Source organism: Amycolatopsis stemonae (assembly GCF_054781455.1).
This window is the reverse complement of the sequence record NZ_BAAGUJ010000019.1, coordinates 20,703-41,052: the sequence shown is the minus strand read 5'-3', so window position 1 is coordinate 41,052 and position 20,350 is coordinate 20,703. Positions and strand designations below refer to the sequence as shown.

20 protein-coding genes and 1 pseudogene are annotated in these 20,350 nt (G+C 69.6%); 10 read left to right on the top strand and 11 right to left on the bottom strand.

Annotated features, from left to right (window positions below):
• Positions 1-222 precede the first annotated feature (222 nt).
• Together ACYVLJ_RS41745 and ACYVLJ_RS41740 are read right to left on the bottom strand one after the other, a co-directional pair.
• On the bottom strand, positions 223-2,274 hold the full coding sequence (locus tag ACYVLJ_RS41745; RefSeq protein ID WP_460442854.1) for a YhgE/Pip family protein: 2,052 nt from the start codon (positions 2,272-2,274) through the stop codon (positions 223-225).
• Positions 2,274-4,985 (bottom strand): MMPL family transporter, encoded by a 2,712-nt coding sequence (locus ACYVLJ_RS41740; protein WP_460442853.1) that lies wholly within the window; start codon positions 4,983-4,985, stop codon positions 2,274-2,276. The genes ACYVLJ_RS41745 and ACYVLJ_RS41740 overlap by 1 nt, the downstream gene beginning before the upstream one ends.
• Before the next feature lie 109 nt (positions 4,986-5,094).
• On the opposite strand from ACYVLJ_RS41740, the gene ACYVLJ_RS41735 reads away from it, so the two are divergent.
• Positions 5,095-5,763, top strand: coding sequence for a TetR/AcrR family transcriptional regulator (locus ACYVLJ_RS41735; RefSeq protein WP_460442852.1), 669 nt, complete (start codon positions 5,095-5,097; stop codon positions 5,761-5,763).
• On the opposite strand, the gene ACYVLJ_RS41730 is transcribed toward ACYVLJ_RS41735, so the two are convergent.
• From ACYVLJ_RS41730 to ACYVLJ_RS41715, 4 genes are read right to left on the bottom strand one after another with little or no spacing between them, the layout of a single operon-like run.
• Positions 5,711-6,382, bottom strand: coding sequence for a TetR/AcrR family transcriptional regulator (locus ACYVLJ_RS41730; protein WP_460442851.1), 672 nt, complete (start codon positions 6,380-6,382; stop codon positions 5,711-5,713). The genes ACYVLJ_RS41735 and ACYVLJ_RS41730 overlap by 53 nt on opposite strands.
• A 32-nt stretch (positions 6,383-6,414) precedes the next feature.
• The gene (locus ACYVLJ_RS41725; protein WP_460442850.1) at positions 6,415-7,410 is read right to left on the bottom strand and encodes a VOC family protein; all 996 of its coding nucleotides are present in this window, start codon (positions 7,408-7,410) and stop codon (positions 6,415-6,417) included.
• A complete protein-coding gene (locus ACYVLJ_RS41720; protein ID WP_460442849.1) occupies positions 7,407-8,249 on the bottom strand; it encodes an alpha/beta fold hydrolase in 843 nt (280 codons plus the stop codon). Before ACYVLJ_RS41720 ends, ACYVLJ_RS41725 begins: the two co-directional genes overlap by 4 nt.
• Positions 8,246-9,835 (bottom strand): bifunctional 3-(3-hydroxy-phenyl)propionate/3-hydroxycinnamic acid hydroxylase, encoded by a 1,590-nt coding sequence (locus tag ACYVLJ_RS41715; RefSeq protein ID WP_460442931.1) that lies wholly within the window; start codon positions 9,833-9,835, stop codon positions 8,246-8,248. The genes ACYVLJ_RS41720 and ACYVLJ_RS41715 overlap by 4 nt, the downstream gene beginning before the upstream one ends.
• Positions 9,836-9,988: 153 nt before the next feature.
• On the opposite strand from ACYVLJ_RS41715, the gene ACYVLJ_RS41710 reads away from it, so the two are divergent.
• The 3 genes from ACYVLJ_RS41710 to ACYVLJ_RS41700 all read left to right on the top strand — a co-directional run bounded on the left by ACYVLJ_RS41710 (position 9,989) and on the right by ACYVLJ_RS41700 (position 12,591).
• A complete protein-coding gene (locus tag ACYVLJ_RS41710; protein ID WP_460442848.1) occupies positions 9,989-11,080 on the top strand; it encodes an amidohydrolase family protein in 1,092 nt (363 codons plus the stop codon).
• Positions 11,081-11,207: 127 nt separating this feature from the next.
• Positions 11,208-12,257, top strand: coding sequence for an amidohydrolase family protein (locus ACYVLJ_RS41705; protein WP_460442847.1), 1,050 nt, complete (start codon positions 11,208-11,210; stop codon positions 12,255-12,257).
• 82 nt (positions 12,258-12,339) lie between these two features.
• Positions 12,340-12,591, top strand: a complete 252-nt coding sequence (locus ACYVLJ_RS41700) for a hypothetical protein (protein WP_460442846.1) — start codon at positions 12,340-12,342, stop codon at positions 12,589-12,591.
• Positions 12,592-12,772: 181 nt separating this feature from the next.
• Here the strand turns inward: ACYVLJ_RS41700 and ACYVLJ_RS41695 are convergent, their stop codons facing one another.
• Together ACYVLJ_RS41695 and ACYVLJ_RS41690 are read right to left on the bottom strand one after the other, a co-directional pair.
• On the bottom strand, positions 12,773-13,243 hold the full coding sequence (locus tag ACYVLJ_RS41695) for a hypothetical protein (RefSeq protein ID WP_460442845.1): 471 nt from the start codon (positions 13,241-13,243) through the stop codon (positions 12,773-12,775).
• Between the two features lie 42 nt (positions 13,244-13,285).
• Positions 13,286-14,189 (bottom strand): annotated as a pseudogene (locus ACYVLJ_RS41690) (flavin monoamine oxidase family protein).
• Positions 14,190-14,207: 18 nt separating this feature from the next.
• On the opposite strand from ACYVLJ_RS41690, the gene ACYVLJ_RS41685 reads away from it, so the two are divergent.
• Positions 14,208-14,969, top strand: a complete 762-nt coding sequence (locus ACYVLJ_RS41685; RefSeq protein ID WP_460442844.1) for an AraC family transcriptional regulator — start codon at positions 14,208-14,210, stop codon at positions 14,967-14,969.
• 117 nt (positions 14,970-15,086) lie between these two features.
• Positions 15,087-15,434, top strand: coding sequence for an STAS domain-containing protein (locus ACYVLJ_RS41680; protein ID WP_460442843.1), 348 nt, complete (start codon positions 15,087-15,089; stop codon positions 15,432-15,434).
• Between the two features lie 76 nt (positions 15,435-15,510).
• On the opposite strand, the gene ACYVLJ_RS41675 is transcribed toward ACYVLJ_RS41680, so the two are convergent.
• The gene (locus tag ACYVLJ_RS41675) at positions 15,511-15,783 is read right to left on the bottom strand and encodes a hypothetical protein (RefSeq protein ID WP_460442842.1); all 273 of its coding nucleotides are present in this window, start codon (positions 15,781-15,783) and stop codon (positions 15,511-15,513) included.
• A gap of 126 nt (positions 15,784-15,909) precedes the next feature.
• A complete protein-coding gene (locus ACYVLJ_RS41670) occupies positions 15,910-16,221 on the bottom strand; it encodes an Rv0909 family putative TA system antitoxin (RefSeq protein ID WP_460442841.1) in 312 nt (103 codons plus the stop codon).
• Between the two features lie 416 nt (positions 16,222-16,637).
• On the opposite strand from ACYVLJ_RS41670, the gene ACYVLJ_RS41665 reads away from it, so the two are divergent.
• On the top strand, positions 16,638-17,159 hold the full coding sequence (locus tag ACYVLJ_RS41665) for an OmpA family protein (RefSeq protein WP_460442840.1): 522 nt from the start codon (positions 16,638-16,640) through the stop codon (positions 17,157-17,159).
• The gene (locus ACYVLJ_RS41660; protein ID WP_460442839.1) at positions 17,156-18,394 is read left to right on the top strand and encodes a polysaccharide pyruvyl transferase family protein; all 1,239 of its coding nucleotides are present in this window, start codon (positions 17,156-17,158) and stop codon (positions 18,392-18,394) included. Before ACYVLJ_RS41665 ends, ACYVLJ_RS41660 begins: the two co-directional genes overlap by 4 nt.
• A gap of 3 nt (positions 18,395-18,397) precedes the next feature.
• On the opposite strand, the gene ACYVLJ_RS41655 is transcribed toward ACYVLJ_RS41660, so the two are convergent.
• Positions 18,398-19,108 carry a TetR/AcrR family transcriptional regulator gene (locus ACYVLJ_RS41655; protein WP_460442838.1) on the bottom strand — a complete coding sequence of 237 codons (711 nt, stop codon included), beginning with the start codon at positions 19,106-19,108 and terminating at the stop codon, positions 18,398-18,400.
• A 108-nt stretch (positions 19,109-19,216) separates the two neighbouring features.
• On the opposite strand from ACYVLJ_RS41655, the gene ACYVLJ_RS41650 reads away from it, so the two are divergent.
• Together ACYVLJ_RS41650 and ACYVLJ_RS41645 are read left to right on the top strand one after the other, a co-directional pair.
• Complete coding sequence (locus ACYVLJ_RS41650; protein ID WP_460442837.1) at positions 19,217-20,023, top strand: sigma-70 family RNA polymerase sigma factor; 807 nt, start codon at positions 19,217-19,219, stop codon at positions 20,021-20,023.
• Entirely contained in the window at positions 20,020-20,178 is a 159-nt protein-coding gene (locus ACYVLJ_RS41645) for a hypothetical protein (protein ID WP_460442836.1), read from the top strand. Before ACYVLJ_RS41650 ends, ACYVLJ_RS41645 begins: the two co-directional genes overlap by 4 nt.
• The last annotated feature ends 172 nt before the right edge of the window (positions 20,179-20,350 follow it).

Here is a 20,350-nt window from a genome sequence, read left to right as displayed (position 1 = left end):
TAGTGCGGACTGCGATTTCACGGCAATTCCTTCGGGCCTGTCGTGTTTGAAGCCGAGTTGCCTTGTGAGCGTCGGATGCGATGGCGCTGTGGAACCCGGAGGACCGCGCCGAACTCGTGTCGATACTTCTCCGATGAGCGAGGACAGCGTTGGTGACCCCCACTGCCAGTGCTGGCCACGGGCATCGGGCTAGCGGTTCGGCGGGCGTCGGCGCTGCGACTGTCAGGCCGTCAAGGGGCGGCGGGTGCGGCGGAGCCGGACGCTCTTGGCTGACAGGTAGCGGCGGCGATCGGTGATCAGGATGGACACGAGGGTGCCGACGAGAAGCCACGCGGCGAGCTGGGCGACGCCGGTGGCCAGTCCGGTGCCGTCGGTGACCACGGCGCGGAGCGCGAGGATCGCGCCGTGGGTGGGCAGGTAGTCGGCGAGGGTGTACAGCGGGCCCGGCAGCGTCGAGACGATGCCGGTCGCCGCGGCCAGGACCAGCACGGCCAGGGACGCGAGCCGCCCTGCGCGGCCGAAGATCGCCGTGGCCGCCTGGTTGAGTGCGACGAACGCGGACGCGGCCAGCAACGCGATCAGCAGGAAGCCGACGGTGCTTGCGACACCGAGTTTCAGGACGGGAACGGCGATCGCGGTGATGGCGAGCGCGGCCAGCGCGGCGGCGGTCGCGCCGGGGATGGCGGCTCGGAGGATGATCTTCCAGGTCGGTTCGCGGGCGGTGAGGACCGCGTCGGGAACGGCTCGGGTGACGATGTAGGTGGCCAGGGCCAGCGCCCACAGCGCCAAGACCGCGAACAGGGTCAGTGCCAGGGTGCCGATCGGTGTGCGGTCGGTCGTGGCGGTGCTGGGGGTGGCCGCGACGGTCTTGAGGTGGGCGCGTTCGGCGTCGGTGTAGGTGGGTACCTGGTCGCGGCCCTTGTCCAGCTCGGTGGCGAGCTGGTGGGCACCTTGGTCGACCTTGATGACTCCGTCGTTGAGCTGCCCTGCCCCCGTGGCGAGTTGGTTCGCTCCGTCGGCGAGCTGGGTGGCTCCGCTCGCGAGTTTGCGGGCGCCGGTGTTGGCCTGCTGGACGCCGGTGTTCAGCTGCCGGGCGCCGGCGGCGGCGTCGGCGATACCGGCCGCGAGCGCGGACGATTTGTCCGCGAGCTGCGCGTTGCCGTTCGCGACCTGCCGGGCTCCGGTGGCCAGCGCCTGAATGGAGTCACGGGCTTTGACGGCGTTGGACCGGACGGTGGCTTTGGCGTTGTCGATCTTCTGTGCGTCGGCGGTGAACCGGTCTGCGGCCTGGCGGAGGTCGCGGCAGAAGGACGCGGAGCCGCCGTTGGTGGTGCAGTCGTCGGCGAGGCGGCGGAACTGCTGGGCGGCGTCGCGGGCCGAGGGCAGGGTGTCGATCGCGGCGATGATGCGGTTGGCCAGCGGCACGACGGTGGCGGCGAGCTGTTCGTTGCCGTCGGCGACCTGGTCGGCGCCGTTCGCGAGCTGGCGGGTGAGGGCCGGCAGCTGGGCGGTGTCGCGCTCGGCTTGGCTCAGCCCGGTGGCCAGCTGGCGGGAGCCGGTGGCGAGCTGGGCCGTGCCGTCGGCGAGTTGGCCGGCGCCGGCCGACAGCTGGGTGGCGGCGGTGGCCAGTTGGGCCGATCCGTCGGCGAGCTGTTTGGCGCCGGGGGCGAGCTGGGCGGTGCCGTCGGCGAGCTGGGCCGCGCCGTCCGCGGCTTGGTTGACCTGCTTGTGGATGGTGGTGAAGCCGACGTACACGTTGTCCAGGTAGGTCTCGACGACTTGCTGGTTCAGGGTGCGTTGGGTGGCTTGGGCGATGTTGTCGGCGAGGCCGGGGTCGGTGACACCGGCGGCGTCGGCTGTGCGCACTTGCAGCTGCGCCTGCCGGGCTTCGAGGGGTTTGCCCGTGGCGGCCGAGGTGGCACGGGCCGAGAAGTCCTTCGGGATGGTCACTGTCGCGGCGTAGCTGCCGTCGGCGAGGCCGGCCGCGGCGTCGTCGGCGTCGGTGAGCACCCAGTCGTAGGCGGAATCCTTGCTGTGGGTCAGATATCCCGCGAGCTGACGACCCAACGGGATGGTCTGGCCGTTGACCTGGACGGGTTCGTCGCTGTTGACCACCGCAGCCTTGGCGGCGCCGTGGTTGGTGTCCGGCGCCCAGAACGCCCAGGTGAGCAGGCCCATGATGATGAGCGGGACGGCGATCAGGCCGGTCCAGGTGCGCCAGGTCAGCGGCCCGGAGGCCAGGGCGCGGGCGGAGTTGGCGAACGGCTTGAGCATCAGGAGACCTCGGCGGGCTGGGTGGCGGTGAGGGCGTGCAGGCGGGTGGTTCCCGCTGGGAGCAGGTCCCGGATGCGGTCGGGGTCCTGGCAGGTCAGCACGAAGGTCGCGGGGCTCGAGGAGTGGGTGCGCCGCTCGGCGAGCAGGTCACGCAGCCGGTCGCGGACGTCGGTGCGGAGTACGAGGTCGACGTCGTCGACCACGACGAGGCCGGCGTCGTGGTCGAGCGCGGTGGTGATTTGCCCGGCGGGGTCGGCGGTGTCGCGGCACGGGACGACGGCGACGTCGCGGCGCAGCGCGTGGCTGTGCTGGGGCAGGACCCGTCCGAGTACCTTGAGGTCGCCGGTGAACTTGGTGGCCCGTCCGGCCAGGGTGTAGAGCAGTGCGGTCTTGCCGCAGGCGTCGGCACCGTGCAACACGAGGATCTCGCCAGCCGGTATGTGCAGGTCGATGCCGTCGTAGACCGGCAGGCCCCGGTCGTCCTCCATGCGGAGCGCGTGCGCGCTGATCGCCTCGGTGCTGTCCGGGGAAGGCCAGTCGGCGAGCCTGAGCTCGTGCACGAGCGCGTCGCCTTCGGCGTCGAACACCGGCAAGCTCCGATCGAGCTTGGGTGGCAGGCCCCAGGCGCGGCGGCCCAGCAGGGCCAGGACGGCCGGGACGAGGGTCATGCGGACGATGAAGGCGTCGATGAAGACGCCGACGGCGAGGCTGAACGCGATGGGTTTGATCGTGGCGCTGCCTTCGGGCACGAACGCCGCGAACACGGCGAACATGATCACGGCTGCGGCGACCACCACCCGGGAGGCGGAGACGAACCCGGTTTCGATCGCGTGGTGCGGATCGCCGTGGTGCACGAAATCCTCGCGGATCCGCGAGACGAGGAACACCTCGTAGTCCATCGCGAGTCCGAAAAGGACTCCCATCAGGATGATCGGCAGGAAGCTGATCACGCTGCCGGTGTGGGTCACGTTGAGGACATCGGCGAGATGTCCCTGCACGAAGACGAACGAGGTCGCACCGAAGGCGGCGGCGACCGAGAGCAGGAACCCGGCGGTCGCCTTGATCGGTACCCAGATCGAGCGGAACACCATTGCCAGCAGGATCAGCGAGAGCCCGACGACCAGGATCCCGAACGGGAGCAGGGCGTCGCCGAGCTGCGTGGACACGTCGATACCGACCGCGGTGATCCCGGTGACCGCGGTCTGCGTGCCGTAGACGTCGAGAAAATGCTGTTCCTGCCCGCGCAGCCGGGCCACCAGGTCGTCGGTTTGCGCGGAGTCCGGCGCGGTCGAGGGGATCACCTGGATGATGCCGGTGTCGCCCTTGGGATTCGGGGTCGCCAGCGGCACCGAGGCGACACCGGGAAGGCCCCGGATTTCGTCGGCGATCTTGTTCACCAGCCCGACGGGGTCGGTACTGGTGATGATGTCCGCGGTGACCACCAGGGGGCCGTTGAAGCCGGGACCGAAGTGTTGGCTGACGACCTCGTAGGTGTCGCGCGCGGGACTGCCGTGCTCCTCGGTGCCGCTGTCGGGCAACGCCAACCGGAGGCTGGCCGCGGGGATCGCGCAGATCCCCAGCCCGGCGACGACGATCAGCACGGTGACCAGTGGTGCCCTGGTCGCCGTGCGGACCCACCACCGCGCGATCTGCGGCTTGTCCCGGCGGCGCCGGGTCCGCCGGGGTTTCGGTGCGCGCGGCCGCAGCCGCCGGCCCGCGAAGGACATCAGCGCGGGGACGAGTGTGACGGCGATGCTGACTGCGAGGGCCACCGCGGCCGCGGCGGCGACGCCCATGGTGGTCAGGAACGGGATGCCGGCCACCGACAAGCCGAGCAGGGCGATGACGACGGTGAGGCCGGCGAAGATGACCGCCGAGCCCGCGGTCGCGGTGGCGCGAGCGACGGACTCCTCGACCTCGAGCCCTTCGCCGAGTTGATCACGATGTCGTGAGAGCAGGAACAGGGCGTAGTCGATGCCGACCGCGAGCCCGATCATCACCGCCAGCATCGGCGCGGTGGAGGAGATGGGCGTGACGAGGGTGGCCAGGAAGATCAGCCCGATGGCGATACCGACCCCGAGGACCGCGGTGACCAGCGGCATGACCGAGGCGATCAGCGAACGGAACATCAGCACCAGCACGAGCAGCGCGATGACCAGGCCGATGCCCTCGGTGGGGCTGAGCTTGGGCACCCGGTCGGAGAACGCGTCTCCGCCGGTGTGGACCTCCGCCCCGATCTGCCGGCCGAGGTCGTCGGCGATCGCGGCGAGCTGGGTCTTGGTGGCCGGATCGACGTCGGCGAGCTGGACCTTCAGCGGCACCGCGATCAACGCGGCACGGCCGTCACCTGACACCGCGCCGGAGACGTTCTTGTCGAACGGGTTCACCACGGTGGCGACCTGGTCGAGCTTCCCGATCCGCGTCACCGCCTGTGCTGTCGCGGCGCGGATCTGCGGGGTGTCCACCTGTGTGCCTTCCCCGGCAACGAGGACCAGCTGGGCAGAGGTGCCACTGACCTCGGGGAAGACCCTTCCGAGGTGGTCCAGCGCGTCCTGCGACTCCGAGCCGGGGATCGCGAAGGTGTCGTCGGTGCCCTGGTTGAACACCAGAGCGGCGCCGCCGGTCAGCGCCAGGATCACGATCCACAGGGCGAGGACCAGCACGCGTGCCCGGGCGGCGGCGCGTCCGAGCCGGTAGAGGAATGACGACACGAGGCCTCCCGACCGCAGTGGATACGTCATGTATCGTAATGCATGGCGTATCCGATGCGCTGTGCATCCTGTCACCCGTCCGGGTGGGCGGTGAAAGTAAGGTGACCGCATGACGACCAGTGGGGCAGACGTGGGGAGCCCGAAGGGCATGACCCGTCGGCGCGCGGAGACGCGCCGGCGGGTCGTCGAGGCCGCCTACGACGTCTTCACCGAAATGGGTATCCGTGACGCGCCGGTCGAGCTGATCTGCGACCGGGCGGGCTTCACCCGTGGTGCCTTCTACTCCAACTTCGCCAGCAAGGAGGAGTTGTTCCTCGCGGTCTACGAGACGCAAATGCGAGAACGCAGCGAGCGGCTACGCGCGGCTGTCGACAGGGCCGCCGCGGCCGTCGATCCGACGTCCGCGGACGCGGTCACGCGCGTCCTTCAGGAAGCAGGCGTCCTGTTCATGGAGTCCTTGACCGCGGACGAGACCTGGTACCTGCTCAACGCCGAGTTCCGGGCCCAGGCTTTGCGCCAGCCCGAATTGCGCGCGCCGACGGCGGCGGTCGAACGCGGTTTTCACGACACGCTCGCCGAGATCCTGCTCGATCTGCTCGCGAGGCTGGGCATGCGGCTGACCGTCGAGCCGCACAGCGCGGTCATCACGATCGTCCGGCTGTACGAGACCATGCTCGAACAGGCGATCCTCGACGAAGTGCCTGACCGAGTCGACCGCAGCTACCTCACCGACGTGCTTCCCCGGCTGTTCGCGGCCCTGATCGCCCCGGACCGGTGATCGTCGCGCCGAGCTGTTCGGCGGCGGCCAGCACCGACGTGGCGTGGAGTTCGAACAACCGGAGGAGGTCGACGCTGTCGCCGCCGACCTCCTTGGCGATGAACAGACCGTCCGCGGCGGCGATGGCGTAGGTGGTCAGCAGCTGCACCGAGGCCTCGTCGAGGTTCTCACCCGACTTCCGGATGATGTCCGCGAAGTAGCGGTGCGCGGTGTCGCGCACCCGCAGGAACATCGTGCGGGCGCTGGGTTCCTGCGGGCGGCGCTCCAGGGCGAGCATGAGGCCGAGCCGCAGGAAGTCGGGGGCTTCGAGCAGTCCTTTCGCAACGGTCGCCGCCAGCCCGAGGATCCGATCCGGGGTGTCGCCGTCCTTGCCGGGCAGCGACACCGCGTCGAGCCAGGTGGCGAAGCTGCGCTCGATCACCGCGGCGATGAGCTCGTCCTTGTCCTTGAAGTGCCAGTAGATGGAACTCGCGGGCAGCCCGCACTTGGCGCTGACGAGGGCGATGCTGGTTCCCTCGTAACCGCGTTCGCCGGCGACCTCGACGGCGGCGTCGAGGATCTTGCGGCGGGATTCCTCGCCGTTGGCGCGGCGCTGGCGGGTGGCGCGCGGATCGCTCATGGTCCCCAGCCTACTGGAACGATTGCTCCAGCTCAGTCGTCGGGAATGCCGTCGCCACTGAGCGCGGGCACGGTGTCCTCCCGCTCCCGCAGCGACCGCGCGGCTCGGGTGAACTGGGCGAGTTTGTCGATCACGGTCTGCCCGACCGGGGTGTGTCCCCAGATGCTGATGCCCTGATGGGTGCTGGGTTCCCAGGTGTTCTCGTCGACGACGATCGGGTTCCAGCCGACTTCCCACTCGAACCCCGACGGGGTCTGGGCGTAGTAGGACAGCTCCTTGTCGTTGGTGTGCTGGCCGACGGACAAGGCCATGCCGAACCCGAGTTCCCGCACCCGCTGGTAGGACTGTGTCAGGTCGTCGAGTCCGGCGACCTGGATGTTGAGGTGCTGCACGCGGGTGCGGATGGGGTTCACCGGCAGTCCACGCACGGCGGCCACCGCGATGGAGTGGTGGCGCTGGTTGACCCGCAGGAAACGGATCTTGAGCTTGACCCCGCTGATCGTCTCGTCGATGTAGTCCGACAGCCGCGCGTCGAACACCGTGTCGAAGTAGCCGCGCAGCTGCGCCGGTTTGGTGGTGGTCAGGGCGACGTGACCCATGCCGGCCTCGCCGGTGACGAACGCGGTGGTCTGCATCGACAGCGGTTGCCCGGACCGGACCGGCGCGGTGAAGATCTCCTGGCTGATGCCCTTGGGGCCGGGGAACCGCCACAGCCGTTCGACGCCGCGCAGCGCGGCTTCCTCCGCGGTGCCTTCCTCGATGGGGACGCCGCGGTCGGCGACGCGCCGGAGAATGTCGTCGAAGGTGGCGTGGTCGTCGATGTGCCAGCCCAGGGTGGTGACGTCCTCGGCCAGGCCCCAGCGCAGCAGGAACCGGCAGTCGTGCTCGTCCATCCGGAAGCGCATCGTGGCGGCGTCGGGTTCGTCGACGTGCAGGCCGATGGCGTCGCGGCCGAACCGGTGCCAGTCGGCGAACTTCCGCGTTTCGATGACGACGTAGCCGAGGTGGACGGCGCCGAAGACGTTCACGCGGCACCTCCGAGGAACGTGCGCAGGGTGGCGTTGAACAGCTCGGCGCGTTCCCATTGGACCCAGTGCCCGGTGTTGGCGACCAGCAGCAGGTCGCAGTTCGGCATGGTGTCCGCGAGCGTACGGCCGCCGCTGGGGCGGTTGACCTTGTCGTCCGCGCCCCAGAAGGCGAGCGTGGGCGTGCGCAGCTGACGCAGGCGCCGGTCGCGGGTGAAGTCCATGCGCCACAGCGTTTTCAGTGAGGACGGCCGCTGCAAGGGCGGGGCGGCGACGACTTCGGGATCGATGCTGGCCTGATAGCGCTGCTCGATGGCCTCATCCGGGATGGCGGTGCCGTCGAAGACGAGGTAGTGGCGGATGAACTCCTCCAGCTTGCGCCGGCTCGGTCCGGCGCCGCGGTAGTAGTTGATCAGCTTCTGCAGGCCCGGGGTCGGCAGGGCACGGGTGGTGCCGATTCCGCCGGGTCCCATCAGGACCAGCCGCCCGGCGCGGTCGGGGGTGTCCAGGGCGAGCCGGAGCGCGGCCGAGGCGCCGAGGGAGTTGCCGACCAGATGGGCCGAGCCGAGGCCGAGTTCGTCCAGCAGGTCGCGGACGGCGTTCGCCAGATCCCCGAAGGGGTCGGTCTGGTCGACGTTCTTGGTGGAGCGGCCGTAGCCGGGCAGGTCGGGCACGATGACTCGGTAGTGCTCGGCGAGGGGTTCGATGTTGCGGACGTAGTTGGACACCCCGGAGGCGCCGGGCCCGCCGCCGTGCAGCAGCAGGACCGCGGGGCCGTCGCCGGCTTCGGCAACGAAGACGTCGCGGTCTCCGACGCGGTAGGTCTTCTCGGACATGGTCATGGTGCTGGTACCTCCGGGCGTTGCGGACTGGGTGCCGGCTTGGTCGGGCGCAGGCCGGGCGGGGGCGGCGGCAACGACTGCTCGGAGGAGGCAGCGGCGTAGACGATGCTGTCCGGCCGCAGCACCAACGCGGTCGCCTTCGTGCGAGCCATCCAGGCTGTGAGTGCCCCAGTGGAATCGACGACCGCGTCCGAGCGGGGCGCCGAGCCTGCGGGAAGTACCGCCAGGCATGGGATGCCGTGCCATTCCGGCGCGATCGGCGCGGGATCGAGGTGCAGGACGACCCAGCGCCCCGCGATGACGTCGTCGAGAAGCTGAGTTTTCCCCGTCTCCTCCAGCACGACGGGCTGCGGGATCTTCCAGCCCGCAGCCTGTCGCCGACCCGACGGTGTGAGAAATCCCTTGCGGTAGTGGCACTGTGGCACCCAGCCACTGTTGTGGAATGCCCGGGCGAGCGGCGAGACTCGTTCGATCGCCCGGAACACCGTGTTGCGGGCCTTGGCGACGGCGGCGCGGCGCTCGGTGATGACGTGCCCGGCCAGCACGGCGCGGCGAGTCACGGCCCGCACGTGCGGCTGCCGTTCGGTCTCGTAGGAGTCCAAAACAGACTCCGGCAGGGTACCGTGGACGACGGCGGCGATTTTCCAGCACAGGTTGCCGGCGTCGCGCACCCCGGCCGCCATCCCCTGGCCGATCCACGGCGGCATCACGTGCGCGGCGTCACCGGCGAGGAAGATCCGGCCGACCCGCCAGCGTGAGGCGAACCGGACGTGGTGGCTGTAGACGACCGCGCGCAGGATCTCGACCTGATCGCCGGTGATGCCCTGGCGGTTCAGCAGCCGCCACACTGCCTGCTCGGTCACCAGTTCCTTCTCGTCCTCTCCCGCCAGGACCGGGAACTCCCAGCGATGGTGCTCCAGCGGCGTGGGACAGTCGACCGCGGGACGGTCGGGATCGCACCAGAACCGCAGCCGGTCGTGACCAGGCCAGGGAGTGCGCATCTTCGTGTCGATGACGACCCAGCAGTCCTCGTAGGTCCGGCCATCGAAGCCGATGCCCAGCTGCCCGCGCGTCGGGCTCGAGCCGCCATCGGCGGCGATCACGTACGACGCGGTGATCCGTGTGATCTCGTCGGTGCGCAGGTCCACGAGCATCAGCTCGACGTGGCCGTCACGCTGGAACACCCGCACGCATTCGTGTTCCAGCCGCAGCTCCACGTTCGGGTACCTCGACACGCCTTCGCGGAGAACACCTTCCAGCGCGGGCTGGTAGATGAACATCTGCGGCGGGTGACCATGCCCACGCGACGTCAGCTTGGCGCGGATGAAAGGCCGGCCGGCCCGGTCCACGAACTCCAGGGGCCGGTCGGCCAACACGTCCTGTTTGAGCCGCTCGGCCAGCCCGATCCGCTGCCAGATGCGCACGACCTCTTCATCGGTGGAGATCGCCCGGGCCCGGTTGTAGATGGCGGCGTCCCGCTCGACCACGGCGACCGACAGCCCTTCCGAGCCGAGGAGGTTGGCCGCGGTGACGCCGGTCGGGCCGTAGCCGATCACGGCCACGTCGTAGTGCGGATGCTCGGTCACGACGATGTGCCTCCGAGGACTTGCTGTATCGATCACTCCAGCAGTTACTGGAATGAGTGCTACAGTAAGGTCGTCGACGACCACCGTCAAGGACCGCCTCTGGCGGCGTCCTGACGGTCACCCCTCCCACCACGCATCAGGAGGAAGCCCTCGATGAACGGGAAAATCTCGCGTCGCCGTGCGGTCGGCGCCACAGCTGCGCTGGCCGGCGCCGGCCTGCTCGGCACGGTGCCCGCCACCGCGCGTGCGGCGAGCGCGCCCTCCGGGACCTACCGCATCGACCTGCACGCCCACTTCCTGCCGCCGGAGTACCGCGCCGCGCTGCTGTCGTACGGCTACCTGACGATCGGCGGATACCCGACGCCGCAGTGGTCGCCGGAAGCCGCGCTGGAATTCATGGGCCGCTACGGCATCGCCGCGCAAGCACTCTCCATTTCGGACCCAGGCGTCTCCTTTCTCAGCGGCAAGGAAGCGCGTGACATGGCCCGGTACTGCAACACCTACGCGGCGAACCTGTTCAAAGCCCATCCCGCCCGGTTCGGCGGGTTCGCCGTCCTGCCCATGCCCGACGTCGCCGCATCGATCGCGGAACTGGAGTACGCACTCAACGCGCTGAAGCTCGACGGCGTCGTGCTGCTGTCCGCCTACGACGGAATCTACCTCGGCGACCCGCGGTTCGAGGCGCTGATGGCCGCGCTGAACAAGCACAAGGCCTACGTATTCGTACACCCGGCAGCCTTGCCCGCCGACAACAAACCCGAACTTCCGCTACCGGACTTCCTCTACGAGTTCACCTTCGACACCACACGAGCCGCCACGCTCATGATGTTCACCGGCACCCGCAAGCGCTACCCGAACATCCGTTTCCAGCTCGCCCACGCCGGCGGCACCCTGCCGTTTCTGACCCACCGCATCGGAATCCTCGCCAAGACCGGCTTCGCCGACCTCCTGCCGCCTGGCGCGCCCCGCCCGTCCGCCGTCGACATCGCGAACCTGGTCAAAACCTTCTACTACGACACGGCGCTGAGCCCCGCCCCGACAGCCATGCGCAGCGTTCTCGCTGCCGGTATCCAATCGCGCATCGTCTTCGGCAGCGACTGGCCGTTTTCCGCGCTCACGCTCAGCGGTTCCGGTGACCCGCAACCCGAACTGGACACGACCTTCACTACGGAGGGCCGCCTGCAGATCGAACGGCAGAACGCCCTGCGTGAGCTGCCCCGCCTCGCCCAGGTCCTCGGTGGCTGAGACCACCACGACCGGCTGGTCAGCGACATAACCGGCGTGTTTCCGTAGTGAGCAATACAGTAAGAATGCCGTTCATGGTCCGCGCTTACGCACCCTGACCGCACCGAACCTACCCACCGGAGAAGCGATGACCGCCCGAATCGACGTCCACCAGCACCTCGTTCCGCCGCCCTACCGCGACGCCCTCGTAGCGGCCGGCATCACCGAGGTCGGCGGCCGCGCACTCCCGGACTGGAGTCCCGAGAGCGCCCTGGCGCTGATGGACGAAACCGGAATCGCCACCGGTGTGCTCTCCGTGTCCGCACCTGGCACCACGTTCCTGTCTGACTCCCGCGCCGGTTCCAAACTCGCCCGCGAGGTCAACGAGTACGGCGCGGAACTGGTCGAGCGAAACCCCGCCCGGTTCGGGCACTTCGCGACCATCCCGATGCCTGACGTTGACGCCGCCACCGCCGAAGCCGTGCACGCCCTCGACACCCTGCATGCCGACGGCGTCGTCCTGCTGGCCAATTCCCTCGGCACCTACCTCGGCGCAGAGGGCCAGGACAAGCTCTTCGCCGCTCTCGACGAACGCAACGCCGTGGCCTTCGTTCACCCCGCCGAGCTACCCGGACCCGCCGTGCCGGGCGTCGTCCCCTTCGCCGCCGACTTCCTGCTCGACACCACCCGCGCCGCCTACCTGCTGGTCCGCAACGGCGTCGTCCGCCGCTACCCCAACATCCGCTTCGTGCTTTCCCACGCCGGCGGCTTCGTGCCCTACGCGGCACACCGGATGGCCATGGGCATGGCCAACGACGGCCTCAGCATCCGCGACACCCTCACCGACCTGCGCACCTTCTACTTCGATACCGCGCTCTCAGCCAGCCCCACCGCACTGCCCGCTCTGCTCGCCTTCGCCCAGCCCGAACGCATCCTTTTCGGCAGCGACTGGCCCTTCGCCCCCGACATGGCGGTGCACTACTTTGCCTCCGGCCTGGAAGAACACCTCCGGAACGCACCCTTCGGAGCCACCATCAGCGCCGCCATCGACCACGGCAACGCCGCGAAGCTGTTCCCCCGCCTGGCCCGCGAAACCGTTCCTCCCAATCAGATCGGACGCGCCGCCGCTCTCCGTGGCGCCCTCAAAAGCCGCGCGATCCGCGCGCTGTTCAAAATCGCCGACCCGGCTCGGGGTTAGCTGGTCGCCCTCGTCGCGGGCAGCACGGCCGCGGCGGCGAGCCCGCCACGGTGGCATGTGGACGATCGTGTCGCGCGAATGAATGACGCTTGACGAGGAGCTTTCGTTCGTCCACGGCTCGACAGATCCACGGGACCTCGGTGCAGCGGGCTACATCCCGGGCGTGCCGAGGCTCGGCATCCCCGAGTTGCGGTCGACCGACGGCCCGGCCGGTGTGCGGCTGCGCGGGACCGCGACCGCTATGCCGGCCCCGGTGGCGTTGGCGGCGACCTTCGACCCGTCGCTGGCTTTCTCCTACGGCGCCTTTCTGGAACTATTCGGCAGTTGTGAGTAAGCCGGGACTGAGGACGAGCGGCCATCCGGATGGAGGCAGGAGCGAGTAGGCAGCTGAAGGCGGAGGGTGCGGGGCCTGGGTTGCGGTTGAGGCTGGTTCGGTGATCTGGGGATTTGTTTCTGCGCTGAGGACGATAGACGCCTGTTTCCCGATCTTATGGTGGGGCTCCGGGACGAGCGGGTCATCTTTCCGAGGCGATGAAGTCGTCGACCATCGTGCCGGCCTCGACGGGCTTGCCGATCAGCGCCGCGTGCATCATGCGAACCTGCAGGTCCTCCTGCCGGACCAGGTAATCGAGGAAGCTCCGCTCCGTCGAAGGTCCTGCGGCGCTGAGTCCTCGAAGGTCCTCGGTGTACTCGACGGTTCTGGGGTAGGCGATTCGGAGCAACTCCCGGAGAAGCGGGAGGGGTGTGTGTCCGGTGAGCCACCCCCGTGCCCGGGTCGTCGCCTTCGCCGTGAAGTCGATGCCCATGCGTCCGGCGGCGGCTCCGTACCTTGGTGCGTTGAAATCTTCCAAGCGGGCATAGCCGGCGAAGAACGGACCCAGGTCATGCTCTTTCGCCCGAGCGGCGATCAGGGACATCGAGATGCGCGCGAACTCGCGGTTCGCCAGCTCGAAGCGGAAGCCGTCGTCGAAGTTCGTGAATTTCATGGTTTCACCTCTGCTGTCGGGTCAGCCGGCGTTGATGACTTCTCATGCCGCGCGGACGCCCGATTCCAGGGCGCCTTCGAAGTAGCCGATGTAGCGGGTGGCGGTCTCGGTGCCGGCCCAGTGGATCCGGCCCACGGGCTCACGGATGGCGTCGCCGTACCCGGTGACGACCCGCGGTGGCATGTGCGCTGCGTAGCCGCCTTCCGCCCGCTCGTCCCGTGTCCAGGTCCCTGTACTCGACGGCGTGACTGCCTTCGATCAGCCCGACGAGGACGCCGACGCCGTCGTCGGCGAGGGTCTGGTCGAAGACCAGGCCCAACGCGCGTTCGGTGCTCATCGCTGCGCCGCTGAGGCCCCGCGTCCGCCAGAACGGTGTCGGGTACGCCACGTGCAATTTGATCACCGAACCCATCGGCATGCGCTGCTGCAACGCGGCCCTGCGCGCCGGCAGCGCGGGAGTGAAGGTGATGCGGTTCGCGATCGAGGGCGGCGTCGTGACGATGACATGCCGGCACGAGTACGACGCACGCTGCGTGCGGACTCGCGCGCCCTCCTCGGTCTGCTCGACCGCGGCTACCGGTGAATCCAGCTGGACGGCGTCGCCGAGTTCGTCCGCCATGGCCTTGGCCACCGACCAGGCGCCACCGACGACCTTGTCCTGTTGCGCCCCGCCCTCGACACCCAGCATTTTCTCGACGCCGCCGCCCTGGCGCAGGCACTCCAGGAAGCAGAGGTAGGAAACCTCGGCCGCGTCGGTGCAGAGGATCGAGTTCGCCGCGAGCCGGACGATCTTCGCCGAGGCCGTCGTCTTCACGTGGTGGTCGATCCAGCTGCCGAGCGATTCCGCGTCCCACCTGCGGGCCTGGTCGGCGTCCCAGGGAGCACCCGGTGGGAACTGGTCGAGTTTGCGGGTCAGCTGGTGCTCGCCGATGCCGAGTTCGATCATCGACAAAAGCGGGAGTGCGTGACCGTGGACGGGCAGCCCTACCGGTACGACCCGTTCAACTACCTGGTGCTGAACAGCCACCTGCACTTCCAGGCCGAGATCCTCGAGGCCAGTGTCACCAAGCCCTTCCTCTCGTTCGTGCTGCAGATCGACCCCGCCGTGGTCCGGCGGGTGTCGGTGGAAATGCTCGAACAGCGGCGCGCGGAAATGCTCGTCGACGGTCCGCCGGACGCGTCGAAGGCGTTCGTCTCGGCGCTGGACTCCGAGCTGATGAGTTCGGTCATCCGGTTCCTGCGGGCGCTGTCCACCGGGCCGGACCGGCGGATCCTGGCGCCGGCGTACCTGCAGGAGATGGTCTACCGCGTGCTGCAGGCCGAGCAGTACGAGCGGCTGCTGGAAATCGCCGCGGCGCAGCAGAACCACGATCCGGTCGCGCGGGTCGTCAGGTTCATCCAGGAGAACCTGGCCGAGCCGCTGACCGTCACCGACATGGCGGAGCAGGTGGCGATGAGCCCCTCCGCGCTGACCGCCCTGTTCAGGCAGTCCACCGGGAAGTCGCCCTACCAGTTCGTCAAGGAAATGCGGCTGACCACGGCGCGGGACCTGCTGGTGCGCGGCAACGGCACCGTGGTGTCGGTGTCGCGGGCCGTCGGTTACCCCAGCGCGTCGCACTTCACCAACGAGTTCCGCCGCCGCTTCGGGCTGCCGCCGCGGGCGTACTGCGACCTGAGCACGTTGCGTTCACAGCTGGGCGCGCAGCACACCGGGAACCCGACCTGAGCCCGGCCGCTCACCCGGTCCCGGACGGCTGTTTCACCCCTGACCAGCCTGGGCACCAAGGCCACAGACGGTCGATGTCGTCCGGTGACGGCCAGCGACTCATCCGGAGGGATTCTCATGCTCGAGAATGGCCCGTCCGAGTGGACGGACTGCACAGCGCCGGTGGCGAGGGCGACGATCGAAGTCCAGCCCGGACAGGTGGTACTGAGCGGCGAGTTCGACGGGAGCAATCGAGCCGAGGTCGGCGCTGCCTTCGGTGAGGCGGCCTGGGCTTCCGGGGACGTACTGCTGGTCGATATGGCCGAGGTGACCTTCTGCGGCATCGCGCTCCTCCACGCGCTTCTTCGGCTTGACAGGCGGTGCGCCTCGCGCGGCATCGCGATGCGCATCCTGCCGTCACCGGTCGTGCGTCGAGCGCTCGCGATCACCGGAATCGACGGCAGGGTGGCAGTCGCGGACGTGTGACGTCGGTGCTGTCATCGCGCAGTGCTCTCTTCGACCTCCGAGCCCACGTGCAGCCAGGCGATCAGTGCGCCGGCAGTCAGTACTTTGCTTGAATCCGTTCCGACGCGGCGGGAGTGCTTGCGGCGTCGGCGAACGTTCGGTGGTGCGCGAGAGCGGCGACCGCGAAGGCCAGGTGGACCACTGCCCAGGCGTGGTCTCGACGGTGCAACACCTGCAGGAGGTCGAGTGTGGCGTCGTTCGGGCTGCGGCCTTGCCGGCGGGCCGCGGCTGTCTGGCGGATCAGCTCGTCGAGGTTTCGCTGGAACTCATTGAAGGGTTCCGCTTTCCGGGTGCGGGGATCGTGAAGCATGTGACCGAGGGTGACATGTTTCTCGGGTCGGTCCTGGGCGCGACGCGCCACAACCCCCCGCCCGGGGGGTAAGCCGGCTGACGCGGCGTATGCGGTATGGCGTCCGAACAGTCCGCCGGCGGTGACTCAACCGCCGTAGCCGCGGTCGGTGTCGGTTTCGTATTCCTCTTCCGAGGACGAAATGCTGTCGGCGGCGGCGTGGCGACCGTAATCGCCGCCTTGGGGCCGGCCGGAGTCGTCGTCTGCCGTGCTGTCGCCGTCTCGATGCCCGCTCGGTTGCTCGTCGCGGGATTCGTTGCCGAGAAAGCTCTTTGCCCGGTCGGCGACTTCGTCGATCTTGTCGGCGTGATCGCCGAATCGGGATTTCGCGAACTCGGCGGCCTGGTCGACGTTGTCGCCGTTGGCGACGTTCTTGAGATCGTCGAAGTCGATGCCCATGGGAACTCCTCGAGTTTTTGGCGTGGTTGGCGCGCTCCATCAAAGTTGGTCGGCGTCGGTGCGCAACTTGAACCCGTTGGCAGGGTGAAGGGTGTGGCCGGTGGTAGGTGATCGGTGCCGTCGAAGCTATGCTGTCGCGCTTTTCCGCGGTAGCCGGGTGTTGTTCATCTCGCGTTCGACGGGGACGAGAACCGCGACGATCCCTCACGTGGGTGGATCTCCGGTTGCCGGCCGAGTCATGGGCAGGACCCGTTGCGGGTGCGAGGTTTTCCTGGTGGGGGCGTCGCCGCCGGAGATATCGGTGGCGTCCGATTGCGCCGTTGTGGCTTTCGTTCGTGGTTGCCGCCGCGGTCCCGGCGTGTTCGTATCCCTGGCATCAGCCGACGCGAAGCGAAAAGTAAAGGGAGTTTACCTTCATGCGCAGCACAATTGCCCGAACGGCGGCGGGAATGGCCATCGTGGCGTGCTCGGTCACCGCGTGCGGCTCAGGCGGCACGGGCAGTACGGCCTCGTCCGGCCCGGACCTCAGCTCGTCCGGCGGCACGGCCCCGTCGTCGGGCGCCGGCGCGCCGAATTCGCCCGGCCAGGGCGCCGGAGACGCGGCCCAGCAGGTGACCGCGTCGATCGCGCAGGCGCTGCAGCAGTCGCCGATCACGTTCACGCCGGAGAAGGCCGAGCTGACCGCGCAGGCGTCGCAGGCGCTCGGCGAGATCGCCAAGGCGCTGCAGGGAAACCAGGTGAAGATCAGCGTCGCCACCCACGCGGGTTACCCCGACGCGGACAAGGCGAAGACGCTGTCCGAGAAACGCGCCGAGGCGATCGCCTCGGCCCTCGAAGGGCTCGGCGTCGGCAAGGACCGGGTCGCGCAGGACGCGTCCGGCAACGAAAAGGCGCAGGGCGATCAGGCGTTGGACACGCAGATCAGCGTCACGCAGTGACGTTGGGCAACGGGGTCGGCTGGTTCCGGCCGGCCAATTCGGCCCTGCCGAGCGGCGCGCGCCGCGTGCTCTACCTCGTCGGGCCCAGCGGCTACCCCAACTTCGGCGACGAGCTGATCGCCGCGACGTGGCTGCGCCACCTGGCCAGGACCGAACCCGACGCCGACGTCTGGCTCGACACCCATTCCCCCGGGCCCGCCCAGCTGCTGCTCGGCGAGCTGCATCCCCGGCTGCGGTGCACGGACACCTTGTGGCGGCTGTGCGCGGAAGCACCGTCGGACGAGCCGGCGGACGTGGTGGACTGGGTGCGGGCGGCCGTGGGCGACCCCGGGCTCGCGCCGAGGTGGGACGCCGGCATCGAGCTGCTCGGCCGGACCGACGTGTTGCACCTGATCGGCGGCGGCTACCTGAACGCGTTGTGGCCCCGGCACCTCGGGCTGGTCGCCGGAGTTGCCGCCGCCGCCCGGCGGTCCGGCGCCCGCACCGCCATGACCGGCCAGGGCCTCGTGCCGGTCCTGCACGGCGCGGCCGGACTTTTCCGGTCGCTGTCCGACGAGTTCGATGTGGCCGACGCGCGCGACGCCCCGTCGGCGGACCTGCTGAACCGGGGTGCGTGCACGTGCGACGACGTCTTTCTCGAGCTGCCCGCACCGATGCCCGGCCGGGAGCCGCGGGAGTTCGTGGTGTGCGTGCAGTCCGACATCGGCGCCGCCGCACCGGACGTGCTGGCCACCCGGCTGCTGGACGTCCTGCGGGCCTGGGACGTCGATCCGCGGCGGCTGGCGGTCGTCGAAGGCATCCCGCGGGTGGACCGCACCGTCCCGGCCCTCCTGGAAGCCGAACTCGACGGTGCCGAGTTCCACCCGTTCCGCGACGTCTGGCGGCACGGCCTGCCCGTGGCGCCGGGGCAGTCCTGGATTTCCAGCCGGTACCACATGCACCTGCTCGCGGCCGCCGGCGGCGCGAACGGTCTGGCCGTGAGCGTCTCCCGCGGCTACTACACCCCCAAGCACCGCAGCCTGATCGACCTCGGCTCGGGCTGGCGCCTTTCGGGTACGGACGACGGCCCGCCGGCGCGGCCCGAAGGTGGCGGGTTCCCACCGGATGTCCTGCGTCGATGCCGTGTCCTCAAGCGCTCGGTCGCCGAGTCGGTCTACGGCACCGATTCCCTCACCCCGACCGAACCGGTCCCCACCTCGCTGGCGCGCCGGCTGACCCAGCGCTCCCGCCGGTGAGGGTCACACCCGGGAGGCCGGCGGCTCCCGGGGCGGGGACGGCAACGGCTGGTGCGGGTCGAGCTCGATCCCGCCGGCGCGGAGCGAGTCGTCGAGAATGCGCCAGATCCAGCGGGTGAGCAGATCGGTGAGCTGGGCCCGCGTGATGCCCCGCGGGCTTTCGAGCCATTGCGCGGCGCAGGAGTCCACCAGACCGACGACCCCGAAGGAAATGACATCGGCGATGCGCGCGTCCAGCCGGAACGCGGTCAAGTAGAACTCGAACACCTGGGTCAGCTGGCGGGCGATGACGGTTTTGACGTCGGCGACGGCGTCCTGGCCCTCGGTCCGCCCGATCTGGGAATGCCGGGTCAGGTAGCGGTAGAGGTTGCCGTGTTCGGCGAGCCAGCCGGTGTGCGCGTCGACCGCGACGGCGATCATCTGAAGGGCGCTCCCCTGCGGTTCCCAAATCGGCTGCAGCGCGGTGGTGATGAGTTCGGTCGCGCGGTCGGCGATCGCCCGCTTCAGGTCGCCGGCGTCGTCGAAGTGTTTGTACAGCTGAGGACGAGCCACGCCCGCCGCGTCCGCGATGTGCCCCGTGGACACGTCGGGGCCGTGCTCGGCGATCGCCCGCAGCGCGGCGTCGATGAACTCGCGACGCCGGCGTTCACGCTGCCCCGCCCAGCGGGCGGCGCGGCCGTCGCCGGGGCCCGCGGGCGCTGAAGGGGACGTCACGGCAGGGACCCTACCGGGGAGCAGGTAGGGGCTACGTCACTGTATCTGTTACTTTTGGTCCCGGCTTATCACGGAGAGTGCCCGGTGTCGGGTGAATCGGAGAACGCGATGGCGGATGCGGTGGACGATGGCGGCCCTTCGGACGCTCGGCTGATCGCCGAGTTCCGCCGGGGAGACGCCCGAGCGGGTGAACTGCTCTTCCGCCGGCACGCCGGGGCCCTGCGCCGGGTCGCCGTGGGCTGGGCCGCCCAGCCGGCCGAACTCGACGACCTGGTGGCGGAGGCGTTCACCTGCGTCCTCGCGGTGCTTCGCGCCGGAGGCGGGCCGCGCGAGAACCTCCGTCCGTACCTCGTCGTGACGATGCGCAACCTGGCTGCCCGGTGGAGCCGGCACCGATTCCGGACCGAGCCCCGTGCGGTGGTCCCGGAGAACGCGAGCGCCGCCGGTGCCGACGACCTGGTCCTGCGGCGCTCGACCGATGAGCTGGTCAGGTCGGCGTTCCACACCCTGCCGGTCCGGTGGCGGATGGTGTTGTGGAGCACCGTCGCCGAAGGGCACACGACGGCCGAGCTGGCCCCCGTGCTGGGGGTCTCGCCCAATGGGGTCGCCGCGCTGCTCAGCCGGGCCCGCGAAGGGTTGCGGCAGGCCTACCTCCAAGCCCAGCAGTTGCCCAAGACAGGGGAGCGGTCCTGTGCCGAGTCGCGACCTCACCTCGGCTCGTGGCTCAGGGGCGAGCTCCCGGAGCGTCGTGCCGAACTGGTCGCCGCGCACGTCGCCGTCTGCGTGACCTGCCGAGCGGCCGTGGACGCGATCGATCGTGACCCGCGGCGTGCGCGCCGGACCGGCGGCGTCTCCGGGCCCGGCATCGAGCGCCGCCCGCCGAGCGGGGCCGCGACCCGACGGAACCGTCGATGAACGATCCGGCGGCCGGCTCGGCCACCCCGATTTTCGACACCCTCATCGCGGAGATCCGCGTGCCCTGGCCGCATCCCGCCACCGGTGCGCTCGACGCCGAACCCGCCGCGAGCCTTCCCGACAGCCCGGAGCCGCCGGCGGCTACCGGCTGTTGAGCCCGGCTCGGGTCCGTCACCAGTTCGAGACGCATAGCCCGGGTGGGTTAGCTCATCCGGCGGGCCCGGCGACCGCACCGCGTCACGGCCGGCGCCCCGTCCGGTCCCACCATCGACACCAACGCGTGGACGAGGCACGTTGTCACGAACTGTGACGGCCTGGAGGGGCGGA

What these genes read in the sequence shown, in the direction of transcription:
- ACYVLJ_RS41675 (WP_460442842.1), bottom strand. Translation starts at nt 15,783, where the DNA reads ATGCTTCACGATCCCCGCACCCGGAAAGCGGAACCCTTCAATGAGTTC.
- ACYVLJ_RS41665 (WP_460442840.1), top strand. Translation starts at nt 16,638, where the DNA reads ATGCGCAGCACAATTGCCCGAACGGCGGCGGGAATGGCCATCGTGGCG.
- ACYVLJ_RS41650 (WP_460442837.1), top strand. Translation starts at nt 19,217, where the DNA reads ATGGCGGATGCGGTGGACGATGGCGGCCCTTCGGACGCTCGGCTGATC.
- ACYVLJ_RS41730 (WP_460442851.1), bottom strand. Translation starts at nt 6,382, where the DNA reads ATGAGCGATCCGCGCGCCACCCGCCAGCGCCGCGCCAACGGCGAGGAA.
- ACYVLJ_RS41645 (WP_460442836.1), top strand. Translation starts at nt 20,020, where the DNA reads ATGAACGATCCGGCGGCCGGCTCGGCCACCCCGATTTTCGACACCCTC.
- ACYVLJ_RS41705 (WP_460442847.1), top strand. Translation starts at nt 11,208, where the DNA reads ATGACCGCCCGAATCGACGTCCACCAGCACCTCGTTCCGCCGCCCTAC.
- ACYVLJ_RS41745 (WP_460442854.1), bottom strand. Translation starts at nt 2,274, where the DNA reads ATGCTCAAGCCGTTCGCCAACTCCGCCCGCGCCCTGGCCTCCGGGCCG.
- ACYVLJ_RS41670 (WP_460442841.1), bottom strand. Translation starts at nt 16,221, where the DNA reads ATGGGCATCGACTTCGACGATCTCAAGAACGTCGCCAACGGCGACAAC.
- ACYVLJ_RS41700 (WP_460442846.1), top strand. Translation starts at nt 12,340, where the DNA reads ATGACGCTTGACGAGGAGCTTTCGTTCGTCCACGGCTCGACAGATCCA.
- ACYVLJ_RS41710 (WP_460442848.1), top strand. Translation starts at nt 9,989, where the DNA reads ATGAACGGGAAAATCTCGCGTCGCCGTGCGGTCGGCGCCACAGCTGCG.
- ACYVLJ_RS41720 (WP_460442849.1), bottom strand. Translation starts at nt 8,249, where the DNA reads ATGACCATGTCCGAGAAGACCTACCGCGTCGGAGACCGCGACGTCTTC.
- ACYVLJ_RS41735 (WP_460442852.1), top strand. Translation starts at nt 5,095, where the DNA reads ATGACGACCAGTGGGGCAGACGTGGGGAGCCCGAAGGGCATGACCCGT.
- ACYVLJ_RS41695 (WP_460442845.1), bottom strand. Translation starts at nt 13,243, where the DNA reads ATGAAATTCACGAACTTCGACGACGGCTTCCGCTTCGAGCTGGCGAAC.
- ACYVLJ_RS41680 (WP_460442843.1), top strand. Translation starts at nt 15,087, where the DNA reads ATGCTCGAGAATGGCCCGTCCGAGTGGACGGACTGCACAGCGCCGGTG.